An 11,883-nucleotide genomic window follows, 5' to 3' on the forward strand; every position below is an offset into this window, starting at 1 on the left:
CATGACAACCGTTGCACTATTAGGTAATCCGAACACTGGCAAATCGACATTTTTCAATCGTTTGACCAACCAATATGCCAATGTTGGCAATTGGGCGGGCGTCACTGTTGACCAGACATTAGGGAATATTCCAAAAACAAACATTAACATTGTCGACCTACCTGGCATTTGCTCACTAACCCCGATAACAAAAGATGAGGCCGTCACCGTAGACTATCTGCTGGACAACAACCCGACTGACGCCATTTTGAACATCGCCAACGCGTGTCAGCTCAAACGAAACCTTCTGTTATCTATCGAGTTGTTAGAACTCGGCAAACCACTAATATTAGTCCTCAACATGATGGACGAGCTTTCACAGAGCAACGTTCACTATGATCTCGACATTTTGTCGCACCGTTTGGGTTGCCCCGTACGCGCGACTGCTGCTCGACAAAACAGTGGTGTCGATGAGGTTCGTGCCTGTTTATCTAACCAAACTACAATAACCACTTCTGATCCGCTGAAATTGGATTATCCTAGAGTCATTTCAGCAGATATTCGCGATGCCACAACACAATTGGTTAAAAAACATCGACTCTCACAAAATTTTGCTCGTTGGTTAACTATTCAATTCATGAGCGACAACGATGCAGTGGTTAAATATGTTGATGAACATCGTCTAGACACATTAACAAAGGGAACCCAAACGTACCGCGAGCATCATTATGCAGACCAAATCTTTCACGTGCGACTTACTTTCATTGAAGACACGCTCGCCGCGGCTACAAGTTTTACTGAAAACCGTCCTCAAAATACCGTTACTACAAAAATTGATCGCTGGGTTACACACCCAATCTTAGGATTGCCTGTTTTCATCGGGATCTTCTGGTTCATGTTTAAACTCTCGTTTGACTGGATTGGAACACCAATGAGCGATTATTTAAACACACTCCTGTCCGGACCACTCTCTGAGGCCACAAATCATTGGCTAACTGTCGTGGGTGCCTTACCCTTTTTAAGATCACTGATTGTCGACGGTATCATTGCTGGTGTCGGCGGCGTGCTTACGTTTATTCCCCAAATTTTTGTCCTGTTTGCCTGCATTACAGTGTTGGAAGATTCAGGTTATATGAGTCGTGCCACCCTAGTCACTGATCGGTTAATGCAGCTCATTGGCTTAAACGGCAAGGCATTCATCCCACTGATCATTGGCTTTGGTTGCAACGTAACCGGCATCATGGCCACGCGAACGATTGAACAACCCCGTGAACGTCTCGTGACGACCTTAATCGCGCCATTTATGAGTTGTTCCGCTCGACTACCGATCTACAGTCTGTTTGTTACCGCCTTCTTCAATCAACACCAAGCTGTAATCGTTTTATCCCTATATTTTCTCGGTATTGTGATTGCGTTAGCCATGGCTAAATTTTATCAACTGGTCTTTAAATTAAAAGACGCGAGCAACTTTGTTGTAACCTTGCCAAATTATCATCGTCCTCGATTAGACCTCGTCATTGCAGGTGCTTGGCAAAAAGGCAAAGGTTTCGTCAAGAAAACAGGAACCGTTATTTTTGCCGGCACAGTGCTTGTTTGGCTGTTGTCTAACATTGGTCCACACGGATACGTTATTAACATTGACGCCAGTTTTTCAGCAATTATTGGTCATTGGTTGCAACCGGCCTTTGCGCCACTTGGCATTACTAATTGGCAAACAATCAGTGCACTGATGACTGGGGTGCTCGCTAAAGAAGTCATTAGTTCCAGTATGATTGTCCTATTTCATTTAAGCGGGCAAACCAGCTTAGTGACAACATTCAGCACACTGTTTACGCCGTTATCCGCATACAGTCTGTTAGTTTTCATTCTGATTTACGCCCCATGTTTCGCGACGCTCGGTGCTATTAAAACCGAAACGGGTTCTGTTAAATGGGCCATCTATTCGTTAATTTCAAGTACTGTTTTGGCCTACGGATTGTCGCTAATTATTTTTCAAGTTGGCTCGTTAGTTTGACAATATTTGAAATAATTCTTATGGGAGGTTAGGTTATGTCCGTTTTGATCAATGTGCTGATTTTCGTCGCTATCGTCCTCATTGCGGTGATCATCGCCGTTCACACCATGCGACAGTCAGCAACCAAACCGCCCTGTGAGAGTTGCGAATATGCCTGCCCGGCAAGAAAATTGATGCAGTACCGCGGACCACGTCATTAACAGTTATACCAACTAAAAGTGATAGAAACTAAATTGCATATGACTTCCATCCAAAACAAATACGATCCTGATTTGCTCAAAGAACAAAATCAGAATCGTATTTTTTAATTATTTAACTTCCTTTTCTTTAGTTAATCTATCCGCCTCGATTGATGGGCGCGCATCCTGTTTTCGCTCTGGGAACCAGCGGAACATTAACTGATTGAAGTAATCAGAAGCATAACCGATTACAAAAATTCCCAGCGCCATTGAAGCGAACAACTCAACCACAAACAACGGCCAATTTTTGATCGTGACGTTTGAAACAATCAACATAAATGTTCCCCACGTGATTAGCCAGGCCGGCACCATTGTGAACTTCATGATCGTGCCCTGTAAGAACAAGACGGCAAAGGTTAGCAGGCCAAACATAATCGCTGTTGGCCAAATCGATGAAATCCAGCTTATTTGGAGCAGGCTAAAGGCCAGCAACCCCCAAACAATGCCACATACAAAGCTTGCCAAAATATTCCAAATCTTGTCTTTTGGAAAACCTGCGCCAAAGAAATACGAAACTGCGACGAATGCGGCTGCACCCATCCACAATGAGCCATAGCTCATGATCAAGCTGTACACTAGCGTAAAGAATCCCACTCCAATGGCATCAAACCATACTTTCCTACTGATTTTCATATGAATTCTCCATTCGTAGTCAATAAAGAGAGCGGGACATAACACGTTTTGGCTTTCTCAGGTAACGCGAATAAGGCGTTTATGAGCGTTTTCCCATGAATGCCTTATTCGCGTTAGATGAGCAAAAGTCAGTGTTATGTCCCGCGTTTGCGGCAATGTTTCATCCGCATGACCTTTTGCGGTTGAAGAAAAATTGCTCGTTGACGTTTCATTAGAAATTGAGTTGAGACGTTATGTTCCAGTTTCCTGTAAAATGAGACTATTAAATTTTACCAGATTTACTGAACTGGGTGTGTCAAACGTGAAGATTCAATTTGAACATCTTCTGGATTGCCTTTAGTGCCTGGTTTCATAACCACTTCACCGGTCGTAATCGCACCAACAGGACAAACTAAGTTACATAGGTGACAACCGACACATTTGCTAGTGTCAATGGATGGACGACGTGTCTTAATATCCCAAGTAATTGCCTGGTGAGCACCATCGAAACAAGAAATATAACAACGGCCACAGCCAATACATTTGTCCCAATCAATCTTCGGATAAACTTTGTAATCACGATCCAAATCTTCGGCAGGGACAATGTTCTTGTTGGCAACACCGATCAATTCGCTTAGATGTTCAACGTGCTGATCTTCCATGTAATGCATCAAACCATTCTTCATATCTTCAACGATTCGATAGCCATATTGCATAACCGAAGTGGTCACTTGCAAAGTTGTTGCGCCCATCAGAATGAATTCAGCCGCATCTTGCCAGGTTTCAATCCCACCAATCCCAGAGATTGGTAATTGTTCCAAACCAGCGGCTGTCCTCAACTGTTGTAGGAAACGAAGTGCAATTGGTTTAACAGCCTTCCCTGAAAATCCGGAGATTGAAGACTTACCATTCACAATTGGCAAACCAACTTTGCGATCCAAATCAATGTTGGCCACAGATTTAACCGTGTTAATCGTGGCAATCCCGTCAGCACCACCGGCCATGCTGGCCTTGGCAGCAGGAACCATGTCCGTAATATTAGGCGTCATTTTAGCCATCATTGGCAGATCTGAACCACGTTTAACCGCTGCACAGTACTTTTTAACCAGTTCAGGGTTAGTCCCAACATCGGAACCCATTTCGTGAGAGGTCATTTGAGGACACGACAGATTCATTTCGATCATGTCCGCCCCAGCCTCAGTTACCAGCTGAGCCAGTGTTTCCCAGTCCTCTTCGTTTGTCCCCATGATGGAGGCAATGACAACCTTGTTCGGGTAGTCATCCTTCAAATAACGTAAATCGTGAAGGTTTTCCTCCAACGAATGCTCAGCGATTTGTTCCATGTTTTTGAATCCAACGAAGGGTGTTCCTTCTTTTGTCAGTTCATCAAACCGTGGTGAGACTTCATTGATTTTAAAGTGTTTCGGACCAATTGTTTTGAAAACAACTCCGCCCCAGCCTTCGTCAAAAGCCTTAGCACACATCTCATAACAGTTGTCGACAGGTGAAGAAGACAGGAGGAACGGGTTCTCAAAATGAACTCCTAAAAATTCCACTGACAGATCTTTGCTAATCATTATTTGTTACCCCCTAATAATGCCTGATCAATTTCTTCGGCAACTTCTTTACCTTTACGAACGGCCCAAACGACGGTCTTGTCACCTTGCGCAATATCACCAGTAAAGAACACTTTTTCGTCATCAGTCTTGTAACCGGCATGCTGAACTTCACCATGATCGGTATCTACACCAAGGTTGTCTGTGTTAACTTGTTGACCAACGGCCAGAATAATCAAGTCGGTCTTAATGGTCATTTCACTGTCTAAATGACGATGCTTAAAGGTGACGGTATTGCCATCTACGTCAGTTGGAACGTAACCGTCCACAATGGTGACACCAGCCTTCTGAGTTGCATCAAGTTCCTTCTTAGAAGCCTTGAATTCATCAAATTCTTCATAAACAAGATCCGTTACGTTTTTAACATCCAACCGCTTTAAAGTCGTCGCAACATCCATCGCAACGTCCCCACCACCGACGACAACTGCGCTGGCAGGAATGTTGTCGATGTCCCCCTTGGCTTCCTTAACACGTGCTAAGAAATCAACGGCAGTTTCAACATATGGATTGCCTTCAAACATTGGTAACATCTTCGCTTCACTAGCACCTACGGCAACAACAACAGCGTCGTGGTCAGCCTTTAAGTCAGCCATCGTGACATCTTTACCAATAGTGACGTTGTACTTGATTTCTGCGCCCAGATTGACGATCCGGTTGATTTCAACATCGACAATTTCATCTGGTAAACGATATTCAGGAATACCATAACGAAGATAACCGCCGGCCTTTTCATTCTTTTCGTAAATGTCGACTGCATAACCTTTTTGAAGCAGCGTTGCCGCCGTTTGTAACCCAGCAGGGCCACTGCCGACGATAGCAATGCTCAACCCATTTGAATCGCCTTTGCGAAGAATGTCCATTTTTTCTTGTTCTTCGTAGTCAGTCACAAAGCGTTGGATACCGCCAATATCAATTGGGCAATCAATCCCAGTCCGCGAACAAGCAAGTTCACAATACTTTTCAGTCGGACAAACGCGAGCACAAATCGCACCCATAGCGTTATTTTCACGAATCGTTTCAGCAGCACCCTTCAGATTTCTGAAACGAACACTACGGATGAAACGTGCTGGATCGGTGCCAGCAGGACATGCTTTAGAACATGGCGCATCATGACAAAGTAAGCACCGCGCAGCTTCTTCCATCACCGTTGTCATTGTGTAACTAGGTGCTTCCTTTTCGTATTTTGTACTCATAAGATGTAACCCTCGCTTATTTATTATTTAAACGTTCACATTGTTCATGCGTTTACATCTTTGAGATTATCATCGGCACTAATAACCGGCAAAAATCTTGGTATACGCTAAGGACTCATCACGGTTAGAGCCCTCTTTTTATATGCTTATGTATATAAGAAAAGTAAGTCTTGGCAGATTTCCCAATACACATTAGTAACTATTAACTGTTATCAGTTGCTTTAGAAACACTGCTGTTACTAGCCTCGTTCGCGTTCATCAACAAAATGACGATTGAATTAAACGGAATTTAATCGGCTAATATCTCTTTTTACCCAGTATTTCTATATATTTTTGGAATAAAATATTAGTTTTATTTTCATTCGTATAAGGAGCTTCTAGCATTGAAAATATAAAAAGGTCACAGAAATAACTAGCCAATTCGCCCTGTTGTCTCTGTGACCTAATTCATATATTCAACCGTTGGATTATCTCGCCAATTACTTTCAGTGAGTTGCTGACGGCATTATTTTACAAACATTGGGATAGGTTGTTGTGTTTTAACATCGAACAATCCTTTATCTGAAATTTTAATCGCTGGTGAAACCAACAACGATAGCGTTGAAAATGACATAATTTCATTACTGTTTTGATATCCCAACTGTCGCATTGCTTGACGAACGGTGGCCAATTTCTCTCCCAATTCATCTATTGGTTCACTGCTTATAATGCCACCAATTGGTAACGATGTGTTGGCAGTAATTAGACCGTTTTCCGCAACAACATAGCCACCGTGGTCATCGACAAGTTGTTGATGAACCGCCAACATTGAAGGAATATCCGTCCCCATAATCATCAAGTTATGATGATCATGAGCCCATGTTGCCCCTATAGCACCACGTCCTTTAACGCCATTTTCGACAAAGCCAAATGCGAGTTCACCATGACCCGAATAACGATTTTGAACCATCAACAGAGATAAATTATGTTCTTGCCATTGCACTTGCCCATTAATGACTGACAATGAAACTTGGCCACGCTTAGTAAAGGTGCCAGTAGCACTAATTTGGACCGTGTTAACCACAACCTCGTCACGTTGCGTAGCCGTTTTAATTAACAAATCTGATTCTGTTAATACTGGCACATGGACAGAATCTGTAATAGTCGAGTCAAATGATGATCCTTCATTTGCATCAGGAGCAACAATATCCGCCACTGCGTTGCCATGCAAAAATACATCCTCAATAACAAAGTTATCTACGTCACTAAGAACAACAAAGTCCGCTATCCGACCTGGCGCAATGGCACCACGATCCCAAAGTCCCATCCGACGAGCTGGTGTATAAGTGGCCAAGTAAATTGCCTCTTCTGGCGCCATACCGAATTTAATTGTTTGCTCAACCAGCCTGTTAAGGTGTCCACTGCGCAAATCGTCAGCCATCACGTCATCTGTTACGAGTGCAACATGTTCATAAAATTGATGTTCAATAATTGTTTTCACTATCTCTGCAGATAATGACTTTTGTTGAATTTCAATGAACATACCGTTAGTTATCTTTTCAATTAAGGATGAAGACGTCTGAAAAGTATGATCGGATGTAATACCACTATTAATAAAATCAGCCAAATCCTTGCCACTCACTTTGGGTGCATGGCCTTCCAATGGCATTGTCGGTCTAATATTACGGCATTTCTTAATGATTTTTCGAATCAGTGACTGGGGCTGTGCTGTAATCCCTTTAAAGTTCATGGCCTCGCCCAAACAGATAATTTTAGGATCGTTTAATAATGTAGCAACCTCGTCCAGTCCAATAATGCCACCAGTTGTTTCCATTGCCGGCGTTGTGGATGGAACTGAAGAAGGAATGGCATAAAAAACTGAAATGCATGAGGGTTGACGCATGAATTCTGACAGGCCATTGATACCAGCAACGTTGGCAATTTCGTGTGCATCTGCAATTACTGTTGTCGTGCCAAACTTAACGGCAGCACGCCCAAAGTTTGTGGGAGTAGCCATTGAGCTCTCAATGTGCATATGAGCGTCAACCAATCCCGGAATAATTGAAAAGCCCTTTAGATCAATCGTCCGCTCGGCCACAATATCAGGTAAATCTACACCGATCCAATAAAAGTTGCCGCCTTTAACGGTGACGTCCACATTGTTAAAAGTCTTTGTATAACTGTTGTAAACTCGGGCATTTTTAATCAGCAAATCAACGTTTGTCATAATGTCTCCTAACCTTATTGTTTATTCATCAATTGATTCCAACGTGTAACCCACTGGGCCAAATGATGATTAACATACGCAAAGTTGAGGCTTTTAGCCCGCTTAGCAACCGTGCCAACCGTTTTATTTTCTGCGTCTTTAACGCTTAATTGAACAGTCTTATTAACCGGCGCGTTGTTTAATGATTGTGGACTGGCAACTTTTTTTTGAACCGTTGCACTTAAACGGGCATCGATGTACCGATAATCTTTTTCGGTATTATGACTACTCTTCAAAATTGAAACCGTATCATAGTTAGCCAATGTTCCTGACGCCGGCACGACATATTTTAATTGTGGGTTTGCCTTTTGGACCATATTGACAGCGTAGTCACCGACAACTGCTGCATCAATTTCTCCCGTTTTAAACATATTGGCAATGTCAGAGGATTGTGAATATGTTTTAGTTACATTAGGTTTCAACTGTGACAACGCCTTAAATGCTGCCTGACCATTATCTTTTTCAACCGCCGTACCAGCGTGCTCGCCAGCAAGATAAATCATCGCGGGGCCAAACGTCGTCGTAATATCAGGAATGGCCAGTTTATCTTTCAGTTTTGATGACCATAGTTGTTTCCACGAGTTAATCGAAATTTTTTGAGGATTATACATAATGCCAACACTGTTCAACGTGTATGGCACACTGTTGGTCTCTTTTGCCAATTTTTGTTGAGCAGGTGTAAGCCGTTTGAAATTCTTTAGCTTGCTGAAATCCAATTTCTTAAATAAGTGTTTTTGATTCCCTGACAACGCGTTATTTTGTGATAATTCAACCACATCTACGCCACTATTGGGATTGTGTTCTAACTGTGTCATTCTAGCGTTGCTGTCACCAAATTGTGTTCGTAGCGTTACGTTATTTGCCTTCGCAAACGGCGTCAACACGTCGCTATTCATCTGTTTTGTAGCTAATCCGAACGTTGAAACGGTCATCGACTCATCTGCTTTCGCCGTTGCATCGAAGAAGCCAACCGTCAATCCACCTAGTAACAACGAAACGGTTATTTTTTGCCATAATTCCTTGTAGTGTGTCATCAAATTCTCCTATTCTGCCAATGCAATGAGTTTGTCGGACGGTAATGTCAGTCGTACTGCGTCTCCTAATTGATGTGTGGCCTCTTCTGAATCTACCTTAATTTGGCCTAAATGGTCTGTCGCTACAACATAGCGATACGTGCGGCCAAGATATGTTTTATCGCAAATAATGCCATTAAGACTGTTCTGTTGAGTATCAGTATCCATACTGGTATCAAGTCGAATATTTTCAGGTCGAATGCACAGACGTACGACTGGTTTAGTTGCCTTTTCGGCCATGTAAAGGTGCGTTTCACCGCTTAAATACTCATTTGAAGTCTCCTGCCGTGTTACGTTGAAGAAGTTTTCAAAGCCGATGAATTTAGCGACAAATGTTGTTGCTGGATGGGCATAGACAATCTGTGCCGACGCAATTTGCTCAATATGACCACCATTCATGACAATGACGCGATCGGAAATTGCAAAGCTTTCCTCTTGATCATGCGTAACGAAAAGTGCTGTTATGCCTAATTTTTGCTGTAGTCGGCGAATTTCCTCTCGTAGGGACAACCGCAGTGCCCTATCTAAATTGCTTAGTGGTTCATCCAGTAACAGTAATGTCGGGTTAACAACTAAGGCTCTCGCTAGTGATACACGTTGTTGCTGACCACCGGAAAGTGCGTGTGGGCGATGATTAGCTAAATCTGTTAGCTCTGTTAGGGACAATATCTCGGTCACACGTTTGCGAATAGCTGTTTTGCCAATACCGCGTTGTTTTAAACCGAATGCAACGTTTTCAAACACACTCAAATGAGGAAATAAAGCGTAGTTTTGGAAGACCATGCTCATATTACGTTTGAAAACGGGGACCGAGTCAATTGACTGCTCATCAATCGCAACATTCCCACTTGTTTGACGCTGCAGTCCCGCAATGATTCTTAAAGTAGTCGTTTTCCCACATCCGCTTGGACCAAGAATCGAAACCAGTTCGCCCGCATTAACTGAAAAATTGATATCTGTCAGCACTTTTTTACCATCCTCATACGACATTGATAAGTGCTTAACTTGCATTGCCTGCATTATTTATTTCTGTCCTTTCTGATTCAGATGTTCGTTAACCTGTGTTAAGCCATTCATCCGCTCCATCAGCCACATCATGAGACCTGTCAACAACATTAAAATCACTGACACTGCTGAAACCGTTGGATCATAGTTGTTTTGCAAGTAATTCAAAATAGCAGTTGGTAACATTGTTAACGATGGGCCGTTCAAAAATAGCGTAATGGGAATGTTATTGAATGAATTAATAAAGCACATGATGAAAATAGCGAGGAGCGTGCCTGAAATATTCGGAATCACTACCCTAAAAAAAGTTTTTATTTTCGATGCTCCGCTTAACCAGCTGGCTTCTTCTATAGTCTGATCAAACAACAATAACCTAGCCGTTAACATTCTAATTACATATGGCACGCTGAGTAAAAAGTGCCCTGTGATAAGAACTGGCAGTAGCGGCAGCTTGATTCCAATAACTAAACTTTGAAATAGTGCAAAGCCGATAACTATCTCTGGAATCAGGGTCGGGGACAGAAAAACTGTCTGAAACCAGTTAGCATGATGAATACCACGGCGTGTTAATGCATAAACCGCTGGCGTTCCAACCACAATTGCTAAGAAACTTGCAGTAACAGCGACTGCAAAACTTGTTTTGAAACCTGTCACAAAGTCAGGTTGTGACAATATGTTGGCGTACCATTTCAAAGTGAAACCCTTTATCGGAAAAGTAATAGCTGCCTGTGAACCAAATGAAGTGACAACAACTAAAACTAGTGGGAGCAACAGTAGTAGCAACATCAAGTAACCATATAACGTCAATAACCAGTGCTTTTTTCTGTCTCAAACTTCGTTACCTCCCGAAATCCGCTTAGTAATGACTTTTGTTATTGATAGACTTGCTAAGGCAATCAATATCAGCGTCAATGCCACAATACTTGCGGCCCGCCAATCCCCCAGTGTCATGGATTGCTGATATAACAACGTCGACAAAACTAAACTACTGTTACCGCCTAGTAATTGTGGCGTCGTATAGGCTGTCATTGCGCCGGCAAAAACTAAGATACTGCCAGTCAGTAGGCTGGTCGTTAACTGCGGCAAGGTAATTTTGAAAAACCGTGTTAACGGACCTGCACCTGACATTGCGGCCGCCTCATCAATTGATTGATCCAGTGATACGATTGGGTCAATCAGCATCGTCACCATGACAGGGAAAAACAAATAAATGAGTCCAATCACAATAGCTGTATTCGTATATAAAATGCGAACTGGTTGGTGGACAATATGCAGATCCATTAACAATGTGTTGACTAGCCCGTTACGTCCAAGGATTAGAATCCAAGCGAAGTTTCTAACGACCGCATTAGTGAGCATTGGAAACAAAATGACAAGCGACAGTAATTTACGAACTTTCATTCTTTGGTGAGCGATCCAAAACGCAAATGGAAATGCTAAAACTAGCAAACCTAAAGTGGTTACAAACGCAATGCCAATCGTTCTGAAAATAATTTGCTGGTTGTATGTAGCCTTTAAAAATGAAAAATATGTTTCATTACTTTTTACTCCGAAAATCACTGGTAACACCAACTGAACAACTGGAAAAATCAAAAACAATATAATCCCAACCAAACTCGGCAGTAACAGTGCCACACTGATTCGTCTATCCTTCACGATGTAAAACCTTCCTCAAAAAATTGATGAAGTCATCTTATCATCAGTAAACGAACGATGTTAGGATAAAAGCGTTCCATTGAACGTGTTTTGTGCCTGGCTATAAAAAAATTAATTGTACTGGAATTCCGCTAACTCGCACTCGACTTAATAGAGAATCGTCTGCTCTGGCCATTTTTAATAAATATATTTAATTGGTTTTACAAATTTGTTTGCTAACCTGCCAGCCGTTTGGTCAGCAATTATTAAAC

The 11,883-nt window shown here is 42.3% G+C and carries 10 protein-coding genes; 2 read left to right on the forward strand and 8 right to left on the reverse strand.

Going from position 1 to position 11,883, the window contains the following annotated elements:
• The first annotated feature begins 1 nt into the window (after position 1).
• Both feoB and LROSL1_RS12980 read left to right on the forward strand, forming a co-directional pair.
• Positions 2-1,993: a ferrous iron transport protein B gene (gene feoB / locus LROSL1_RS12975; RefSeq protein WP_178914872.1), complete on the forward strand. Its 1,992-nt coding sequence runs from the start codon at positions 2-4 to the stop codon at positions 1,991-1,993.
• A 35-nt stretch (positions 1,994-2,028) separates the two neighbouring features.
• On the forward strand, positions 2,029-2,193 hold the full coding sequence (locus LROSL1_RS12980) for a FeoB-associated Cys-rich membrane protein (protein WP_178914873.1): 165 nt from the start codon (positions 2,029-2,031) through the stop codon (positions 2,191-2,193).
• A 108-nt stretch (positions 2,194-2,301) separates the two neighbouring features.
• Here LROSL1_RS12980 and LROSL1_RS12985 read toward each other — a convergent pair whose 3' ends face one another.
• The 8 genes from LROSL1_RS12985 to LROSL1_RS13020 all read right to left on the reverse strand — a co-directional run bounded on the left by LROSL1_RS12985 (position 2,302) and on the right by LROSL1_RS13020 (position 11,632).
• Complete coding sequence (locus LROSL1_RS12985; RefSeq protein WP_178914874.1) at positions 2,302-2,865, reverse strand: DUF1097 domain-containing protein; 564 nt, start codon at positions 2,863-2,865, stop codon at positions 2,302-2,304.
• A gap of 278 nt (positions 2,866-3,143) precedes the next feature.
• Entirely contained in the window at positions 3,144-4,421 is a 1,278-nt protein-coding gene (preA, locus tag LROSL1_RS12990; protein WP_178914875.1) for an NAD-dependent dihydropyrimidine dehydrogenase subunit PreA, read from the reverse strand.
• Positions 4,421-5,653, reverse strand: a complete 1,233-nt coding sequence (locus LROSL1_RS12995; protein ID WP_178914876.1) for an FAD-dependent oxidoreductase — start codon at positions 5,651-5,653, stop codon at positions 4,421-4,423. Before LROSL1_RS12995 ends, preA begins: the two co-directional genes overlap by 1 nt.
• 505 nt (positions 5,654-6,158) lie before the next feature.
• Positions 6,159-7,859: an adenine deaminase C-terminal domain-containing protein gene (locus LROSL1_RS13000; protein WP_178914877.1), complete on the reverse strand. Its 1,701-nt coding sequence runs from the start codon at positions 7,857-7,859 to the stop codon at positions 6,159-6,161.
• Between the two features lie 14 nt (positions 7,860-7,873).
• A complete protein-coding gene (locus LROSL1_RS13005; protein ID WP_178914878.1) occupies positions 7,874-8,932 on the reverse strand; it encodes an ABC transporter substrate-binding protein in 1,059 nt (352 codons plus the stop codon).
• A 9-nt stretch (positions 8,933-8,941) separates the two neighbouring features.
• Entirely contained in the window at positions 8,942-9,991 is a 1,050-nt protein-coding gene (locus LROSL1_RS13010) for an ABC transporter ATP-binding protein (protein ID WP_178914879.1), read from the reverse strand.
• A 3-nt stretch (positions 9,992-9,994) separates the two neighbouring features.
• Entirely contained in the window at positions 9,995-10,762 is a 768-nt protein-coding gene (locus LROSL1_RS13015; RefSeq protein ID WP_178914980.1) for an ABC transporter permease, read from the reverse strand.
• A gap of 42 nt (positions 10,763-10,804) precedes the next feature.
• The gene (locus LROSL1_RS13020; RefSeq protein ID WP_017262455.1) at positions 10,805-11,632 is read right to left on the reverse strand and encodes an ABC transporter permease; all 828 of its coding nucleotides are present in this window, start codon (positions 11,630-11,632) and stop codon (positions 10,805-10,807) included.
• Between the last annotated feature and the right edge of the window lie 251 nt (positions 11,633-11,883).

The organism is Furfurilactobacillus rossiae (genome assembly GCF_013394005.1).
GTDB lineage: Bacteria > Bacillota > Bacilli > Lactobacillales > Lactobacillaceae > Furfurilactobacillus > Furfurilactobacillus rossiae.

Bases quoted from the DNA above. Each gene is read 5' to 3' on its own strand.
- feoB (WP_178914872.1), top strand. From the start codon at position 2: ATGACAACCGTTGCACTATTAGGTAATCCGAACACTGGCAAATCGACA.
- LROSL1_RS12980 (WP_178914873.1), top strand. From the start codon at position 2,029: ATGTCCGTTTTGATCAATGTGCTGATTTTCGTCGCTATCGTCCTCATT.
- LROSL1_RS12985 (WP_178914874.1), bottom strand. From the start codon at position 2,865: ATGAAAATCAGTAGGAAAGTATGGTTTGATGCCATTGGAGTGGGATTC.
- preA (WP_178914875.1), bottom strand. From the start codon at position 4,421: ATGATTAGCAAAGATCTGTCAGTGGAATTTTTAGGAGTTCATTTTGAG.
- LROSL1_RS12995 (WP_178914876.1), bottom strand. From the start codon at position 5,653: ATGAGTACAAAATACGAAAAGGAAGCACCTAGTTACACAATGACAACG.
- LROSL1_RS13000 (WP_178914877.1), bottom strand. From the start codon at position 7,859: ATGACAAACGTTGATTTGCTGATTAAAAATGCCCGAGTTTACAACAGT.
- LROSL1_RS13005 (WP_178914878.1), bottom strand. From the start codon at position 8,932: ATGACACACTACAAGGAATTATGGCAAAAAATAACCGTTTCGTTGTTA.
- LROSL1_RS13010 (WP_178914879.1), bottom strand. From the start codon at position 9,991: ATGCAGGCAATGCAAGTTAAGCACTTATCAATGTCGTATGAGGATGGT.
- LROSL1_RS13015 (WP_178914980.1), bottom strand. From the start codon at position 10,762: ATGTTGCTACTACTGTTGCTCCCACTAGTTTTAGTTGTTGTCACTTCA.